Below are 17,975 nucleotides of genomic sequence, written 5' to 3' on the forward strand. Positions count from 1 at the left end.
AAATATCGAACCTACCGAAGGAGGAACCTTTATGACTGCCTCTATCCATACCGAAATCTGTGATTTGCTAAGCATCCGTTACCCGATCATCCTCGCCGGAATGGCGGGAATCGCGAATATGGCTCCATTGGTGTCTGCCGTGTCGGAAGCAGGCGGATTAGGTACGCTGGGTGCCGCATATTTACAGCCCGAACAGATGCGTCAGATGATCCGGGATATCCAGCAGCGAACTTCCGCTCCTTTTGCCGTCAATCTGTTCGCTCATGTCGGGCCGGATGATCTGACGCGTTTTGACGAGGTGAGCGGAGAGTTGAACGGCATTCGGGATTCTCTCGGCGTTGCGCATCCTTCCGAGGCCGATATCCGCACGTCTGACATGTTCGAAGCGCAATTCGCCGTGCTTTTGGAGGAAAAGGTGCCGATCATCAGCCTCACCTTCGGTTTGCTCGATGAGTCGTATACGGAAAGAGCCAAGCAAGCTGGGATGACGATCATCGCCACGGCAACGACGGTAGACGAAGCGGTACAAGCCGAGCAGTCAGGCTGCGACGCGATCGTGGCTCAAGGCAGCGAAGCGGGCGGTCATCGGGGAACGTTTGATACGACGGATCGGCGCATGGGAGCGAATATCGGCATCATGGCGCTTGTTCCGCAAATCGTCGACCGTGTGCAAGTTCCGGTCATTGCGGCAGGCGGCATCATGGACGGCAGAGGACTTGCGGCTTCGTTGATGCTGGGAGCGGCAGGCGTGCAGATGGGAACGCGTTTCCTGACCTCCCAGGAGTCGGGCGCACATTCCGTTTATAAGCAGGCGTTGTTGAAAAGCACAGAGGAAAGCACGGTGTTGACCGATGCTTTTTCAGGCCGTCCCGCAAGAGGGATACAGAATGCTTTTATCCAGGCATGGGCCAACAGCCACATCGCTCCGCTTCCTTTTCCCACGCAAAATACATTGACCCGAGAAATCCGCAACGCCGCTGCTCGCGAGAACAATGCGGAGTATATGGCTTTGTGGGCGGGACAGGGGACAAGATTGCTTACCGCAGATCAGGATGCAGGCGAGATTGTGGAGCAGGTGGCGCGTGAAGCATTGGACAAATTGTCTGTAGAAAGAAAATGAGACGATACAGGTAGAACTTTATAAAGACGGAACGTTCGATTGCTGGGAGCGAGTCGACTTGGCCGGGTCAAAAGAAAAGAGCGATTCCGGTTGAATGTTCTAAAAAGGGTTCTTTGAAAAAAGCTTTTAAGCTTTCACCGACGAATAAGACCTTGCCTTTCACTTATTATTCATCTATTATGGATATATAATATCTCTAATAAACTTAATCAACAACCCGGAAAGGTCACGGTGAACGAATCATGAAGCCTTTTTTCAACCCTACGATTTGGCAGCAAGAATGGAAAGAATACGGAGACGGCGCAGCGATTCGAATGAAGCGTTCCGGCATCGATCCCGCAACCGCATTCAACAGCAAAGCGCAAAAGTTCAACGAGCAGTCTTTTAACGAAGAAGGTCGCAGACGCAGCGCACGGATCGTGAACTGGCTGGCGAGCCGGGGCGTGAACTTCGCAGGATCATCGGTGCTCGACGTAGGTGCAGCTTCAGGCGTATTTACCGTACCTTTTGCCGAGCGTGGAGCTAAAGTCACTGCATTTGAATCTTCACCTCCGCAGATCGAATTGCTAAAAGAGAACACGGCGCGTTTTACAGAAAATAAAGTGAATATCGTCTCCGGTGAATTTGAGAAGATCGATATCGAGGAAAAAGGCTGGACGAAAGCGTTCGATCTCGTCTTCGTCTCGATGTGTCCAGTCGTGCACGATTGGGACAGCGTAGAACGTATTTTGAGCTGTGCCCGTCAATTTGCGTACATCAGTATGCCGGTCAGCTCCGCGGAAAATAGTCTGGTCGATGAAGTCGTGCCGCTGATCACGGGAGAAAAGTTCCAGCCGAGTATCACGGAGATGGGCTATTTGCTGCATTTGCTATGCCTGAAAGGCTACGCGTACGAGACTCTGGTGACCCGCGAGCTGAAGACGACCGAATTCACCCCCGAAGAAGCGCTGGAGTATACGATGATGTGGCTGCGCCATCACAATTTGCCTGCGGACGAGCGGAGTCGAAGCATTGTGGAGCAGCATATCCGGCAAAACTATCCAACCGATAAACTTCAGATTCACGAAGGCGGACGATTCGGCAAAGTTCTGATCCGGCTGCAAGACCAGAATATGTACGTGGGAGAATAAGCGGATTACCGAAGCATTCCGGTATAGACGTTCAAGCGAACGTTTGTGCCGGTTTTTTTGTGCATAAAAGAAAAAATAGGTATAATAGTGAAAATGCCGGACTTGAAAAGGATGAAAACCCTAAAAGATCAGGAAAAACGGCTGCTCCAGGCCATGCTGCTTGTGAGCGAGTGACTCCTGAGCAATCTTATCGGCAAAACGATCCGGTATTCGTAGGTATCGCGGAGGAGAATATGATGAATCATTCCTTATTGACCGAAGGCCTGTCCATTATTTCGGCTTGTAAAAAAGAAACGAATGACATCTGGCAAGCTCATTTCGGAGCGGCGGCGATCGGAAGTTGGTTTTTCGCCCAAAATGATGCAGTGGATTCAAATGCAAGGCCGCGCATTCGGCTTCAGGCCGAGAAGATGGTACGTTCCGTTGCGAAAAACGACGTTAATCGTCTCGGTGAAAAGGAAGCCGAACCCGCCGTCGACAGTTCCCAAGCCGAAGCGGCTATTTTGAACGCGCTGGAACGCACGATCGACGGTCTACACTGGGTAGGGCATAACGTGATTTACAGCGCGGCAAGCGTATCGGCGATTCGAGAGTTGGGCGGTTGGGGAACGGAGCAACAGATCGCGGGTATTATCGATTTGATCGGCTCGTTCGAAAAAACGATACCCGGACGCTCCTGGATCGGCTTCAGCGCATCGGAAGTGAAACGTTTCGCGATCACGCCTCAAGACCTGTTCCCGTCGATTCGTACACCCGAACATTTATCGGCTTTCGTACTGGACGAGCTGGCCTCGTTCCCGGTCATTTACCGCGCGGAAGCACATCATGACCTGATCGGTCATTTGCTGACTTTCTCGCATGCGCTGAACATTTTGCACGATCTCGGCTACTCGGACTTTTTCGAGCGGGGCCTCGTTCCTGTGTTGAAACTATCCAAAGCGCTGCGCGCCAGCCGTTCGATCGATTCCGTGGAGACGGTCAAACTGGTTTCTCCCGTCGATCGGCTGCCTTTGCAACCTGCGACACGCAGCGGATTTTTACCGACCGAAACGGAATTTTGGGAAACGGATTACGGGAAAACGAACTGGGATTTCGGCCATGTTTTCAAATTCGCGCATAGTTTTTACGATCATTTGGAGCGCGCGAAGTCTTCAAATCCGTCTTACATCGAAGCTTTTCGTTATATCATCGCTCAATAAACCGAAAGAAGTGAGACATATGAGTAATCAAAAACTGCAAGCTGTTTTTCTGGATCGCGACGGAACGTTGGGCGGTAGCGACGAGATGATTTTGCCGGGAGAATTCGAATGTTACCCTTCCGTATTGGCGTCGATAGCTTCGCTTCAAGCGGCAGGCAAGCGGATCTACTCGTTTACCAACCAACCGGTCATCGCCCGCGGGCAAGCTCGCATGGAGCAATTCGAACAAGAATTGAACGGATTCGGCTTCGACGGCGTATACGTGTGTCCGCATGAGCACGGAGAAGGATGCGCGTGCCGCAAACCGGCTACCGGAATGCTGACTCGCGCGGCGGAAGAAAACGGGTTGGATTTGCAACGCTGCGCCGTGGTCGGGGATCGCTGGACAGATATCGTTGCTGCCAAAGAAGCGGGCTGCATCGGTATTCTCGTTCGCACGGGAGCAGGGCAAGCCGAGCTTGATCGGTACGAGCAAGGCGAATTTTCGGAACGGTGGCAGCAAGCATACCCTCTTTACATAGCGGAAGACGTGAACGAAGCGATTCGCTGGATATTGGAAAAAGACCAGGAGAAACGTAGCATGAACAATGCTAATCCCGAATGGCCGATCTGGGCAACGGAAGCTATTGAAATCAAGCCCGCCGATCCGCTGTGGATAGCAAAAGGGGCGGAAGAAGCGGCACAATTGAAAAAGCTCTTGTCCGATTATCAAGTTAGCGAAATCGAACATATGGGAAGCACGTCGATCCCCGGACTTCCGGCGAAGCCGATTCTCGACCTGATGGCCCGAATCCCGTCCTATCACGAATTGGGCGATATCATCGCAGCACTGGCCGCCCACGATTGGCATTATGTACCGCCGGAGCTGGACGGAGTGCCTTCCCGGCGCTTTTTCGTCAAAGTGAAAAGCGACAAGCGTCACTGCCATCTTCATCTGATGTTACATAATGAAAGCAAATGGGATCGGCAGTTGCGCTTTCGCGATATTTTACGGGAACGGCCGGATCTGGTGGACGAGTACGCCGAGTTGAAAACCAAGCTGGCCGATGAGCATAAAGACGATCGGGAAGCGTACACGCGCGCGAAAACGGATTTCGTGCAGCGGGTATTGGCCCAATAACGGAGGATACTCACTATTGAGAAAGTATATTGAGATCGGTATCGGTAACCGCTGGTTCGTTCGAACGGAAACCGAGCATGCAGACGGCACCGAGACCGAAAGCAAAGGAATTGTCAGACCTTTTTCGTTAAGAACCTGCTATATCCGCATCTGGATCGGGAAAAAGGTATGGATACTCGATTCGAGGGAAGGATTCAAAACCACATCCAAAAGCCGCAAAGCTTTTAAAATAATCCTGGGTTTTGCGGGAGAATAGGAGTCCTAATCATGCAGCTTGAGCATACGATCATCATTTTTGACTTGGAAGCGACCTGCAAAGAGAACGATCGGACCTTCGACAACGAAATTATCGAGATTGGATCGGTCAAAGTTTCTCCCACGCTGGAGAGAACAGACGAGTTCACGACGTTCGTGCAGCCGGTCGCCAATCCGAAGCTGACGCCGTTTTGTACGGAATTGACGACGATCACGCAGGCCGAGGTGGATGGAGCGCCGCGTTTTCCAGAAGCTTTTCAAAGTTTTCGCGAGTGGATCGGGCAAGAACCTTTCCTGTTATTATCCTGGGGTGCTTACGATCGCAAACAAATCGAGAAGGATTGCGCACGCTGGCGGCTGGATGCGAATTGGGTGTCCCGGCGTCATATCAATCTCAAGCAGCTTCATGCGGAGCAGGTTCTCGGCGGCAAAAAGCAGGTCGGCATGAGCAAAGCTTTGGGTATGGCGGGGTTGGAGTTGAACGGTACGCATCATCGGGGTATCGACGACGCTCGCAATATTGCGGCCATTTTTATTCATTATCGAGAAGTATGGAACCTGAAGGGTTTGATGTAGATGAATGATTTTCTTTTGCCTTCAACGACGCAGGTATCTGCCATTGAAAGCTCGGAAGTGGATTATATGACCGACCGTATGCTTGCCATTCAATCGCGCCCCGGCAATCCGGAAGGTATCGAGATTCGCAATTTTGGCAATGCCGTTGCTTTTACGAGCAAGACGATGCCGTGGCCCGCTTTTAATACGGTAAAAGGACTTACGGATGCCAATATCGAACAGTTAGAAGAGATCCTGGTTTTTTATCGGGAAAAAGAAGCAAAGATCCAATTGGAAATCGTTCCGTCACGGGTAGGACCGGATTTCCTAAGAAAAATGTCGGAGTTGGGACTGTATCAATCCGGATTCCATTGTTCGTTAGCGATAACTCCTGAGCAGCGATTAAGGATAGCATCGGAGCAGCGTTTAGACGTTGATCGGATCGTAATTCGCAAGCTGGAAGCGGACGAATTCGAATTGTACGCGACCTTGCATTGCCGGGGAACCGGACTTCCCGATAACGGGATTCCGCATGTGAAAAGCAACAATGAAGTGCTGCATGGTCGCGAAGGGTGGAGTTTTTTCGTAGCGGAGTTGGATGGAGTGCCTGCGGCGACCGCCGTTCTGTTTGAAAAAGATGGACTTGCCTCGCTAACCTTTGCCGCAACGCTCCCGGAGTTTCGCAGACAAGGCTTGCAGCGCAGGCTGTTGGAGCATCGTCTAACTGAAGCTTTTTCCCGTGCCAATAAACTTGCCGTCAGTCAATGTGCCTTTTTATCGCAGAGTCACCGCAATATGGAGCAGATCGGCATGAAGTTGGGCTATATGCGTACAGCCTGGACCGCATCATAGAAAAGGTAACAGGACTCTTTCCGTTTCCGCCGCTTGCTATCCATATTCACTAAAATGAACAGGAGCGTGTTTTTATGAGCGAGAGTAGTCAGAATTCGATCGGTCTTTTTCCCGAGCTTGAGCAGTGCCGGAATCTGTTCAAAGCGGCGGCTATGCTGGATGCCATACTGTCGCCCGAGTGGGAGTACCGGTACTATTCCTATAACGGCGCCTGGGACGCAGAACAGGAAATGGCCTCGATGCGCGACGGAGAAGGCAGTCATTATTTTGCGTTATTTACACCGGACGGGCTGTACATCAAGGGTTTTGACAGCGAACGGGTAAAATCAGGCGAGGCTGTATTGGGTGTAGCCGAGGTTCCCGATGAAGTGAAAGCTTTTTTGCAAGAGCCTGCTTTTATCAGCGACGAGACTACTTTTTGCCTATGGCGTCTGGTTGGAAAAGAGTGGTCGGCGGATAAGTCCTACGGTGAACAAGATGTGCAACTATTGCGCTTGTTAACAGGCGGAGCCGCCTATTATTCGGAATGGGCATCGGATTATTACGAGATCGATCTTGATCCGCAGGCGGTAGAACGAATCTTCGATCTGGAACCGCTGACACCGGAGCTGTTGATTATACTCAATTCTCAAGTCGGTTTGGAGGATATCGAAGAGGATGTAGTCGAAATCGGTTATCCGCGAGCGGGAAGCGAAGCGGGAATGGACGAATGATCCGAGGTTCTTAATTAAATCCCCAACCCTGTCGAAAACGTTAAACGCAACTGTAACTTTCTCGATAAACCTACTGAACTAGGAGGCGCCACCCATGATCAAAATGCTCAAAAAACAAAACGACACGCTCCACTACTGGGAAGTCTGGTACGACGAAGACGAGAAGACTTTCACCGTACACTACGGCCAGGTCGGCGAACGCGGTGAGCATTTTACGGAAAAGAAAAAACGCAACGTAGACGTCGAAGCCCATATGGAAAAGCTTGCCCGACAGCAAACGCAATCCGGCTACGAACTGCTGGATGAAGATCTGTTCAAGCCGATCGTTATTCAATACACCGTAGACGGAAGCGACATCGATGCCGATCTCGACAAGCAGGACGAGGTCGAATCGCTGATGAACGAATGTCTCGGCTGGACGGGCAACGGCTACTGCGACGGTTCCGATTACGGAAGCGGCACTATGAATATATTCAGCTTCACGCTCGACCAAGAACTCGCCCTCCGAACCATTCGGGCCGAACTAGAAGAACACGATCTGCTTGAAGGCAGCATCATTGCTTATCTGGAAAACGACCAATACATATCCGCCTATCCGACCCGCGGCGAAGCCGTTCAGTTGATTTAACAGATCGGTTCAAGGAGGTTCCCCATATGTTTCGACCCATTACGCTTCGTCGTACCCTAATCCTGGCCGCAGTTTGCTCGACATTTCTACTATCCGCCTGTACGTCAGAGCCTCAAGTCAGCACCGTCCAAACCTCCAGCACCGAAAACCCGACCGCAGCCGAATGGCTACAGTCCGAGCCCGACGCCAGCCTTTTCCAATACGAAGATACTCTATACGTAGCCGACGTTTCCTGGATAAATGAGTTGGAACTTACCCGCGGCGACCATCTCACAGACGTACTTCGACAAAACAAGGACGGCGCTTCTTTCCAAAACGGAGACGCTAATCTTTTAGAAAAAGCAACGCCTATTTACCGAACAAAAGAACGAAACGATATCCTCATTGTTTCCACATCTACAGGCGATATTCGCTTTTTGCGATTAGTCGAAGGGTAAGAAAAGATCTGCATCTTTAAAGCCCGGGAACCTTTTCCCGAGCTTTATTTGTTTTGAATGTCCTCATCTTATCTTCCAGGAAATCTTTGTTTAGCTGTGAAACGAAGAGGAATAATATTCCTTTCACCAAGTATTCTGCTTATAATGAGGGTGCGAGAGTGTAGAACTTCCTTTTAACGGAGAAAGGGGAAAATAAGATGGCAGGAAATACATATCCCACAGTACGGGTGAGCGCAAATGGAGCAGATTAAGCAACAGCAAAAGCCGCGCAGCCGATTGCGTATGTCGGGCATATCGAGACCGCGAACAGGACGTTATTATCGGCGGAGTCTGATTTTGATCCTGTTGATCGTCAGTATTCCGGGTCTGGTGACGGGGATCGTGATGCACCAACTCGTCGTGACGCGGATGGAGCAGGAATTCAATCGCATGCACCAAAGCCAGATCGAGACGCGGGCGCGCAACGTGGATGATCAACTGACTTACCTGGAAATGAGTTTGTCGCATTGGGCGTTCGAGCCGAGATTCGGGGAGACGTTGCGGACGAAAGACTTCGTGTACGACTTCAAAGGAACCGGCGAGATCGTCACCACGCTGTACGTTCTGGAGGGCTCGCACTCATTGATCCGCTCCGCGCAGCTTTATCTGGATCAACCCAAGCCGATCGTATTCAATCGCGAGTACACCGAACTTCAAGATCAGCAGCAGATTAGCGAATATCAAAAGGATTTGAATACAAGCGGCCATGTGTATTGGACGGACCGTGACGGGTCAAGCGCTCCGGTGCTGGTGCACAAAATTCCCGGAGACAGCACCGATCCGTTCGGGACGTTGATGATCACTCTGGATCAAGGCAAAGTCTCTTCTTTATTGAAAACGCTTACTCCTTATGATGAAGGAACCACGTTTCTGATGAATAGGGAAGGGCGCACGCTTGCGTCCGGTTCTTTGGAAAACGATTCCGAGGAGATTGCTTTTGAACAATACCTCAAACAAGCGGTAGCCGATCGCGCAGAGGAAAAGGATTCTTTTCTGCTTCGCTATGGCAAGGAAACCTATTCCGTATCCTACAGCCTTATGAGTCGTGTGGATTCGGACTGGACGTACGTTTCCGCTGCACCGATGTCCTCGGTCACGGCTCCGCTCAAGCAGGTATCGACGTTTATTGTGTTACTTAGCGGCGCTGGACTGCTGCTCGGGTTGGCCTTATCCTGGTATGCTTCGTACCGGATTTATTCGCCTGTTGCACGCATGCTAGGCTTGTTGGTTCCTTCGCGCAGCGAAAATCACTACACGTCCAACCCTTTGCAGAACTCGGCGCGTCTGGATGAATTCGAGCTGCTGGAAAGGGAGTGGCAAGAGCTGACTTCGCAGAGGCTTTCCGCTCACCGCCAACTGGAAGAACAGCTGCCGCAGCTGCGTGAAAGCTTCGTACTGCAACTGATTCGCGGACATCTGTATGCGTATGACGAAGCCGGATTAAGAAGCAAAATACAGGGATTGGGCTTTCATACGGAAGAACGCCAATTTTTGCTGCTGGAAATGGCGTTTACCGGATATGCACGTATTGAAGGTCGGTTTGGCAGCCAAGACACGGGACTTATGACATTTGCGGCAGTGAATATGATCGAAGAAATGGCGCGCGAACACTCGGAATTCGAACAGATCGGCGTTGCCAATTTCCACGATCTGTCCGCTGCCTTGCTGATTGTCGCTCCTCAAGCCGCTGATTTGAAAAGAGAAGCTCTCCTATGGGGCGAAAAGTTGCTGGAAGCAATCGGGCGCGTGTTGAAAATGAACGTGACGCTGGTAGTCGGTCGATCGGTTACGGCGTTGAAGGAGCTGCCGGGCATTTTTGCGGAAATGGAACGTCTTGCCGCTTACCGCAGCATCGAACCGGGCAGTCAACTGCTGGATTTGGAGGATCAGCGTTGTTTCTACCGGACTCAGGAAGCCGTTTATCCGCTCGGTTTGGAAAATGAATTGATCCAGGCGATTCGGCGGGGCCGTTCTGTAGAAGCGGAAAACGGACTGGAACGTTTTGTTGCCGAAGCCATGCGCACAGGCGGCACCGAATTTCAGCTTCAGCAGATCATGCTCCAACTGCTTGGCAGTATCCAACATACGATGCTTCAGAGCGGGGCAGCGCCATATCGCTTATTCGGAGAAAGTAACCGCTACGAGAAATTATCTTCAATTCGTGAGCCGGAAGAAATGAAAAGGTGGATGATGGAGCAGGTAATCCGTCCTTACGCGGAAGAGATCCAAACGCGGGAACAGGAGCCGATGCGGCGGATCGTGGAATCGGTCATGGCAGAGATTCAGCAGCATTACAGCATGGACATTTCGCTCGAAAGTTGTGCCGAATCCCAACAGGTGACGCCGTATGCGCTAAGCAAAGCGTTCAAGCAGGAAGCCGGAGTAAACTTTATCGACTATCTGACCCGGATTCGGATGGACGAAGCGAAAAGACTGCTGCGCGAAACGACGATGAAGATCAACGATATCGCGGTCGAAGTCGGGTATCAGCCCAGCTACTTCAACCGTATTTTTAAAAAAAGAGAAGAAATAACGCCGAGCCAGTATCGAGAACGCTGTTCGGACGAACGCTAACCCTTGCACATTTTTGCGCGAAAAAACGTCAAACCCTTGCTGGATAAGGCTTTATTAAGGTCTGCAAAAAATGAAGATTGCCGGAAAATCCCCTCCCCGTTACGTTGGAAACAAGCCAAAATGATAACGCTTACAAATCAGGGGAGGGGAGAAACCGATGAACGGAAGGAATCGCTCCGCAGCCGCGCTTCAAGCAGACGGCGGCGTGATGAGCGGGAAAAAGAAAGAAAGCCGTTTGCGAAAAGAACTTCGACGCAACAAATGGCTGTACGTATTGGTCGCGCCGGGATTTCTGTATTTCACCGTGTTCAAGCTGCTGCCGATGTGGGGGATCGTGATTGCGTTTCAGGATTATCAGCCGTTTCTCGGGATACGGGGTTCGGAGTGGGTCGGGTTCGATAACTTTACGACGTTCTTTTCCAATCCGGATTTTTTCCGGCTGCTGCGCAATACGCTGGTGCTGGCGATTTATGATCTGGTTTTCTTTTTCCCTGCGCCGATCTTAATCGCTCTGCTGCTCAATGAGGTTCGATTCCATTGGTTCAAACGGACGGTGCAAACGTTGGTGTATGTGCCGCACTTTGTTTCGATGGTCATTATCGCCAGTATTACCTATGTCTTTCTGACTCCGCAAGGCGGCGTTTTGTACGAGATGATCGCCTGGATCACGGGACGTCCGGTTGATGTGCTGTCGAACCCCGACACGTTCCGGCCGCTGATTATCGGGCAGATGATGTGGAAAGAGATGGGCTGGGGCACGATCATTTTCCTGGCCGCGCTGGCGGGTGTCGATACGGAGCAGTACGAAGCCGCCGTCGTCGACGGGGCGGGTCGGATGCGCCGGATATGGCATGTGACGCTGCCGGCGATTCGCGCGACGATCGTGATTTTGCTGATTTTGCGGTTGGGAAATTTTCTCGATACCGGGTTTGAGCAGATTTACCTGATGACGAATTCGCTGAACCGGGATGTGGCGGACGTGTTCGATACGTATGTGTATACGGTCGGGATCACGCAAGGGGCGTTTAGTTACAGTACGGCGGTTGGGTTGTTCAAATCGCTGGTGGGGATCTTTCTTGTTTTGGGGAGTAATCATATTGCGAAAAGGTTCGGACACTCGGGAATTTACTGACTGCTTTGGAGATCCTGTTCGTGGGGGAAGCTTAGGCGCTGCGGGAGAAATTCGTTTCGGTCGCGTGTTGCATTTGGGAAGCTGGATTGGATTTTATAAAGGAAGCTTCCCAAATACAAAGGCGAACGCTGACGCTCCTGCACTGAATTTCTCCCTCCGCTTGGCGCTTACCCGGAAAAGAATCTTCAACAGTACGCAAATTCGCTCTTGTTTTAAAGGGGAAGAGAAGGAAGAAAAGAAAGAAGAAAAATCTACAAGCTACAAGAAACAAGCTAAAAGAAAAAGGAGGGAAAGATCGTGAACAGCAAGCTGTTCAACACGCCCGGGGGGCGGGTGTTTGATGTATTCAACGTCGTGTTGTTGGGGATATTGGGGATTGTAACGGTGTTGCCGTTTTTGTATATCGTCGGCAATTCGTTTGCGACGGAAGCGGAGATTACGGGCAGGAGTTTTTTCCTGATTCCGAAGGAGTTTTCGTTTAGTGCGTATGAATATATTTTTTCGTCATCGACTATTTTTCGAAGTATCGGGGTTTCGATCTTCGTGACAGTGGCGGGGACGTTGATTAATTTGTTTTTTACGATGACGATGGCTTATCCGTTGTCGCGCAGCGATTTTTGGGGACGGAGTACGTTGATGAATATCGTCATTTTCTCGATGCTGTTCAGCGGGGGCATGATTCCGACTTATCTGGTGGTGCGGAGTCTGGGGTTGATCGACTCGTATTGGGCGCTTATGCTGCCGGGGGCGATCAGCGCGTTTAACCTGATCGTCGTCAAAAACTTTTTCCAGCAGATGCCGGCGGGGTTGGAGGAAGCGGCGCGGATCGACGGATGTACGGATCTCGGGGTGCTATGGCGTATCGTGCTTCCGCTCTCGAAACCGGTGATCGCGACGTTTGCCCTGTTTTACGCGGTGGGACATTGGAATAACTTTTTCTCGGCGCTGCTGTACATCAACGACAGTGACAAGTGGCCGCTTCAGATCATGTTGCGTCAGATCGTGCTGCTGTCGCAAGGGACGGTCGGCGATATGGCGAACATGGACCCGAATTTCGTGCAGCCGCCGGAGCAGTCGATCAAGATGGCCGTTATTGTAGTGGGTACGATTCCGATTTTGCTGGTGTATCCGTTTTTGCAAAAGCATTTTGCGAAAGGTGTCATGTTGGGCTCGATCAAAGGCTAAAGCCGAGGAGGAGAACAAATGGTTATGGGACAACGTAAACATTGGAAAAAAGCGGGACAGGTGGCGGGCGTTTCGCTGCTGACGGTCGCGATGCTGGCAGGGTGTTCGAACTCGAATTCAGCTACGGAAGCAGGCGGAGATACGGCCAATGCGGCGGGAGCGTCTCCGACCAAACTGTCGATCATGCTGCCGAATTTCGAAGCGGAAAATCCGCCGGAAAACAGCCCTGTTATTTTAAAGCTGGAAGAATTGACGAACACCGACGTGGATCTGCAATGGGTCCCAAGTAGCTCGTATGACGACAAATTCAATATCACGCTCGCTTCGGGCAAATTGCCGGATCTGATGGTCGTGTTGGGCAAATCGCCGAGCTTTATCAACGCGGCGAGAGCCGGAGCGTTCTGGGAACTGGATGCGTACCTCGCCGATTATCCGAACCTGAACGCCATGAACGAGATCGTGCGCAACAATGCCTCGATCGACGGCAAAACGTACGGCATTTACCGGGCGCGCGAACTGGGCCGCAACGGCGTCACCATCCGCAAAGACTGGCTGGAAAATCTGGGACTGAAACCGCCGACCACGTTGGACGGGTTCTATGAAGTGCTGCGCGCGTTCACGTTCGACGATCCCGACGGCAACGGCAAAGATGATACGTACGGGCTGGTCGCCAGCAAATTCAACGGTCCGTGGGACAATATGCAGATTTGGTTCGGCGCGCCGAATAAATGGGGCGAAGACGATCAAGGAAAGCTGATTCCGGCGCACGAGACGGAAGCGTACATGGAGGCGCTGCGCTTTTTCCATAAGCTGTACGAAGAAGAATTGGTCAACAAAGACTTTGCCGTCATGGACGCGACCAAGCTGCCCGATCCGTTCGTCAACGGTCAAGCGGGCGTGATGATCGACGTTGCCGACAACGCGCAGCGCATGGATCAGAAGATTTTGGAAAAAGACCCGAATGCCACGGACCGCGTCGATGTGCTGCAAGCGATGGAAGGCCCCGACGGACTGCGCGATATGCCGACCTCCGGCTACTCCGGTCTGATCGCCGTTTCCAAAAGCAGCGTGAAAACGGAAGACCAGTTGAAAAAGGTACTGAGTTTCCTGGACCAATTGAACGAAGCCGAACTTCAAACGCTGCTCTACAACGGCCTCGAAGGCCAACAATATGAGAAAAAAGGCGATTATATCGTACCGACGACCGACAAGCTGCTGCTGCGAGATTTTACGGGGCTTAACCAGATTCTGATGTTTGTGCCGGAAAACCGTTATCTGCCTGTCGAAACGACGCCGGTGCGCGAAAAAGTAGCGGAAGTGCAGATCGCCAACCGCGATATCGTGATCCCGAATCCCGGCGAGCCGCTGATCTCCGACGTGTATGCCAAAAAAGGCCCGCAGCTCGACAATATTATCAATGACGCGCGCACCAAGTTCATTGTCGGACAAATGGACGAAGCCGGATTCCAACAAGCGATCCAATTGTGGAAAACAAGCGGGGGAGATGAATATGTGCAGGAGATGAATGAGCTGTACGCCGCGTTAAAAAAGTGAGCGAACAAAACGCAAGATTCAAGGAGGGACGCAGCGGTGTGGAATGAAACGGTTTTTCGGGAACCTGGAGCGGACTATCGGATTCATCCCTTTTGGTTCTGGAACGGGGAGATGGAGCCTGCGCAGATCGTACGCCAGATTCAAGAGATGTATGAGAAAGGCGTCGGAGGGTTTTTTATATGCCCGCGCCAGGGTTTGAAGATTTCGTACTTATCCAGCATCTGGTTCAATCGGGTTCGTCTGGCTGTAGCTGAAGCGGAAGCGGAAGCTCGCGGGTTGCAGGTCTGGTTGTACGACGAATATCCGTATCCGAGCGGCATGGCCGGAGGCGAGGTGCTGCTGGATTACCCGGAAGCCAATCAGCGCCCGCTCGGGCATCACGGTATCCAAGTGAAGTCCGGCGAACAAGCCAAGCTTGAGCTGCCCTGGGGACGGATTCTGTATGCGAAGGCGGTGCCGACAGACGAAGAAGGCCACGTGTTATGGGAAAAAGCGGTCGATCTAAGATCGTATATCGGCAATGTGCAGAATGAGCAAGTGTATCAGGAAACGGGACTGACCAGCTATAACCGCAAACGCTTTTTCACGTATCGGACAGCTTTTCGGCTGGATTGGACCGCGCCTGCCGGAGGCGAGTCGGAGTGGGCGATCACGGTGTTCCAGGAAGAAGAAATCGGCGATTTCAAATATTACGGCGGGTTCGTCGATCCGTGCCACCGCGAAGCGATGAGCCGGTTTATCGAATTGACGCATGAACGGTACCGATCGGAGATCGGCGAAGCATTCGGGCAAACGGTCAAAGGCATTTTTACGGACGAAATCGCGCCGCTCGGCCATCTGCCGTGGTCGCCGCGCCTGCCCGAGTTTTTCGAACAGCGCTGCGGGTACGATTTAAAAGAAGCGCTTCCTGCTCTATTGGATCATCGCTACCCGGATGCGGCGCGTATCCGTTACGACTTTTTCCAAAGCCTGCATCTGCTGCTCGGCGAGTCGTACCACAAGCAGGTAGGCGATTGGTGCGAAGCGGCGGGGATTCAGTACGCGTCGGAAGTGCCGGGCATCCGCATGACGGCGCAGCGGTTCAGCCATATGCCCGGCGGCGATTCGGCGCATGAGAAAACCGGACGTTCGCTGGATTGGATACTGGATCGCTACGGCGGCAGAATGCGCGACAATCCGAAAATGGTTAGCTCGCTGGCGCGCCAATTGGATCGCCCGCGCAATCTGTCCGAGTGCTTCCATAGCGTCGGTTGGTCGATGACGCTTCAGGACGCCAAATGGATGATCGACCGCATGGCCGCGATGGGCACCAACTTTTATAATTTCCATGCTTTTTTCTATACGATCGGGGGGCTGACCAAGCACGATGCGCCGCCTTCGCAGTTTTTGCAGAATCCATATTGGGCGCATTTCCGGCAGCTCGGCGATTATGTGGGACGGATCAGCTATCTTATGAGCGAAGGAGAAGCGTATATTCCCGTGGCGCTGCTTGATCCGACGACGACGTTTTGGAGCTTGATGGGCAATCCGCTGCACGGTTTTGCTTACGGCGGGGAGGATGAGGGCGAGCGTGCGAAACTAGAGCGATTGATCGCCGATTGGAAAGCGATCAGTTCGCAACTGCTCAAATCCCGCCGCGACTACGATCATCTCGATCCCGAATTGTTGGCCGAAGCCGACGTATCGAATGGCGTGATCGCGATCGGCAAAGCCCGTTACGAAGTGTTGGTGCTGCCGCCGCTGCTCAATCTGGAAGCGGCGGCATGGAACAAGGTGCAGCAGTTCGCGAACGCGGGCGGAACGGTCATCGGCGTCGGACGGCTGCCTTCGCAGAATATTCAACCGGGAAGTCCGACAGCCGAACAAGCGGCAGCGTTTTTCGATTTAAGCGAGCAAACCGGGAACACCTATGGGGAAAATAAAGCTGCGCTCGACTCGGCGTTGAAAAGGGTGAAGGCGTCTGGGCAGGTCGAAAAAGACTGTCACGTTACGAAGCAAGGAGCCGGACATTCGGCCTTTATTGCTTCAAGCGGGTCGGCAGGCGGTAAGGCCGCTGCGCAAAAACTGATCGAGTTGCTGGACGTCGTGCTTCCGGAACCTGTTCGCTGGGAAACGGAAAACGCATGTGAGTCCGTACTGATGCAGCTGCGGCGGCTACCTGGAGATAAGGAGGATGCCTTTTCCCGCTTTGCCGTGTTTCTTTCCAATCAGGAAGATCGGCAGGAGGAGGCTCGGCTTGTAGTGGTTCCCGGATTGCTGTGGCCGGAAATTACCCCTGAAGCGGAACCTTGTTTCCAGGTTGAACAGTTGGACTTGGAGACGGGGGAAACGGTAATTGTTGCGGTCATACAAGCTGCGCAAAAAGAAACCCAACCGTCTTGGTCGCTGAAGCTGCCCCTTGCGCCTTACGAAGCCAAAGCGGTTCGTCTGTCGATCAGTGGTAGCCACACGGCAACGAAGTCAGCGACTATAGAAGTAGAAGCCGATCGCACCCCACAGCTATCGACAAAATCCTTCACGGCGAAGATTCGTCCTTCGGTGGAAGGCGCTTGGCGAATCGAAGCTGTCCAACCGAACGTGCTGCGCATCGGAGCGTTCGATCTGCAAGCTCGGGATGCCGAAGGCGTTTTCCTGAATGAAAAGGGAGCTGCGGTCAAGCCGTTTATCGACCAGGTAGCGGATCGCGCTGATCGCAGCCGCATACAACTTACTTTCGGTCAGGAGTTCGGTACGCCGAAACGTGCTTCCGTTCGTTATCCGATCGAAGCCGAGTACCGTGCAGTATTCGAAGCGGAACCGCAGATTGCTCGATCGAGCATGACATTGTTCATGGATAGCGAAGCGATCTCGGGCAGATGGGCGATCAAGCTGAACGGACATACGCTGAGCAAAGAAGATTTTTATTCGCTTGAAGTAAATGACCATGGCAATATCGCTTGTGATCTGAAGCCTTATGTGCAAAAGGGGCAAAATGAACTGATTGTCCATGTCCAGGTTGAACGGGACGAAGACGGGCTGGTCGATCCGCTGTATATTCGTGGCGAGTTCGGCGTAAAGCTGCAAGCTGCGGTTCCGCCAAAACTCTGTTCCGAATCGAATCGGGCAGAACGAATTTCCCCTGAACCGCTGCCTGATTATCCGTATTATGCAGGCGAGATGCGGTACAGTCGAATGTTCGATCCGGCAAAAAATAGCGAAGGGATCGAATGGAATACGGATCATGCCGAGGGTCGATTCGATCTGGAGTTGAAGGGTTGGAAAAACCAAGATGTGGCCGAAGTGCTCGTTAACGGAAAAAGTCTTGGAGTACGCTGTTGGTCGCCGTATCGCTGGTCAGGGAAGTTGAGCGATCTGCGACCGGGAATGAACGAATTGGAGGTTCGGATCACCAACACGTTAATTGGCCAACTGGAAGGAACTTATTTTGACGCAGATGGGCATATGCTTCGTGATATTGCGCCTGCACGTTGAGCGAACATTCC

General features: G+C 52.2%; 16 protein-coding genes. All 16 read left to right on the forward strand.

The features are described from left to right. The first annotated feature begins 31 nt into the window (after positions 1 to 31). The 16 genes from WKI47_RS02355 to WKI47_RS02435 all read left to right on the forward strand — a co-directional run bounded on the left by WKI47_RS02355 (position 32) and on the right by WKI47_RS02435 (position 17,964). Positions 32 to 1,120: a nitronate monooxygenase gene (locus WKI47_RS02355; protein WP_340225581.1), complete on the forward strand. Its 1,089-nt coding sequence runs from the start codon at positions 32 to 34 to the stop codon at positions 1,118 to 1,120. Between the two features lie 242 nt (positions 1,121 to 1,362). Then, entirely contained in the window at positions 1,363 to 2,250 is an 888-nt protein-coding gene (locus tag WKI47_RS02360; protein WP_340225582.1) for a methyltransferase domain-containing protein, read from the forward strand. A 233-nt stretch (positions 2,251 to 2,483) separates the two neighbouring features. Continuing rightward, positions 2,484 to 3,449 carry a hypothetical protein gene (locus WKI47_RS02365; RefSeq protein ID WP_340225583.1) on the forward strand — a complete coding sequence of 322 codons (966 nt, stop codon included), beginning with the start codon at positions 2,484 to 2,486 and terminating at the stop codon, positions 3,447 to 3,449. 19 nt (positions 3,450 to 3,468) lie between these two features. Next, a complete protein-coding gene (locus WKI47_RS26175; protein WP_425355423.1) occupies positions 3,469 to 4,569 on the forward strand; it encodes an HAD-IIIA family hydrolase in 1,101 nt (366 codons plus the stop codon). A 16-nt stretch (positions 4,570 to 4,585) separates the two neighbouring features. Beyond that, on the forward strand, positions 4,586 to 4,825 hold the full coding sequence (locus WKI47_RS02380; protein ID WP_340225584.1) for a DUF3977 family protein: 240 nt from the start codon (positions 4,586 to 4,588) through the stop codon (positions 4,823 to 4,825). An 11-nt stretch (positions 4,826 to 4,836) separates the two neighbouring features. Then, positions 4,837 to 5,400, forward strand: coding sequence for a 3'-5' exonuclease (locus WKI47_RS02385; protein WP_340225585.1), 564 nt, complete (start codon positions 4,837 to 4,839; stop codon positions 5,398 to 5,400). Beyond that, complete coding sequence (locus WKI47_RS02390) at positions 5,401 to 6,231, forward strand: GNAT family N-acetyltransferase (RefSeq protein ID WP_340225586.1); 831 nt, start codon at positions 5,401 to 5,403, stop codon at positions 6,229 to 6,231. 74 nt (positions 6,232 to 6,305) lie between these two features. Beyond that, positions 6,306 to 6,944: a hypothetical protein gene (locus WKI47_RS02395; RefSeq protein WP_340225587.1), complete on the forward strand. Its 639-nt coding sequence runs from the start codon at positions 6,306 to 6,308 to the stop codon at positions 6,942 to 6,944. A 94-nt stretch (positions 6,945 to 7,038) separates the two neighbouring features. Further along, positions 7,039 to 7,572: a WGR domain-containing protein gene (locus WKI47_RS02400; RefSeq protein ID WP_340225588.1), complete on the forward strand. Its 534-nt coding sequence runs from the start codon at positions 7,039 to 7,041 to the stop codon at positions 7,570 to 7,572. A 26-nt stretch (positions 7,573 to 7,598) separates the two neighbouring features. Then, positions 7,599 to 8,009, forward strand: coding sequence for a hypothetical protein (locus WKI47_RS02405; protein ID WP_340225589.1), 411 nt, complete (start codon positions 7,599 to 7,601; stop codon positions 8,007 to 8,009). Between the two features lie 237 nt (positions 8,010 to 8,246). After that, on the forward strand, positions 8,247 to 10,622 hold the full coding sequence (locus tag WKI47_RS02410) for an AraC family transcriptional regulator (protein WP_340225590.1): 2,376 nt from the start codon (positions 8,247 to 8,249) through the stop codon (positions 10,620 to 10,622). A gap of 157 nt (positions 10,623 to 10,779) precedes the next feature. After that, complete coding sequence (locus tag WKI47_RS02415) at positions 10,780 to 11,754, forward strand: ABC transporter permease (RefSeq protein ID WP_425355424.1); 975 nt, start codon at positions 10,780 to 10,782, stop codon at positions 11,752 to 11,754. Beyond that, entirely contained in the window at positions 11,720 to 12,055 is a 336-nt protein-coding gene (locus WKI47_RS02420; protein WP_340225591.1) for a hypothetical protein, read from the forward strand. Before WKI47_RS02415 ends, WKI47_RS02420 begins: the two co-directional genes overlap by 35 nt. Continuing rightward, positions 12,052 to 12,939, forward strand: coding sequence for a carbohydrate ABC transporter permease (locus tag WKI47_RS02425; protein WP_340225592.1), 888 nt, complete (start codon positions 12,052 to 12,054; stop codon positions 12,937 to 12,939). Before WKI47_RS02420 ends, WKI47_RS02425 begins: the two co-directional genes overlap by 4 nt. A 24-nt stretch (positions 12,940 to 12,963) precedes the next feature. Beyond that, the gene (locus tag WKI47_RS02430; protein WP_425355425.1) at positions 12,964 to 14,493 is read left to right on the forward strand and encodes an extracellular solute-binding protein; all 1,530 of its coding nucleotides are present in this window, start codon (positions 12,964 to 12,966) and stop codon (positions 14,491 to 14,493) included. Positions 14,494 to 14,529: 36 nt separating this feature from the next. Next, a complete protein-coding gene (locus tag WKI47_RS02435) occupies positions 14,530 to 17,964 on the forward strand; it encodes a glycosyl hydrolase (protein ID WP_340225594.1) in 3,435 nt (1,144 codons plus the stop codon). Positions 17,965 to 17,975: the final 11 nt, after the last annotated feature.

This window comes from Saccharibacillus sacchari, assembly GCF_037722395.1.
Classification (GTDB): domain Bacteria; phylum Bacillota; class Bacilli; order Paenibacillales; family Paenibacillaceae; genus Saccharibacillus; species Saccharibacillus sacchari_A.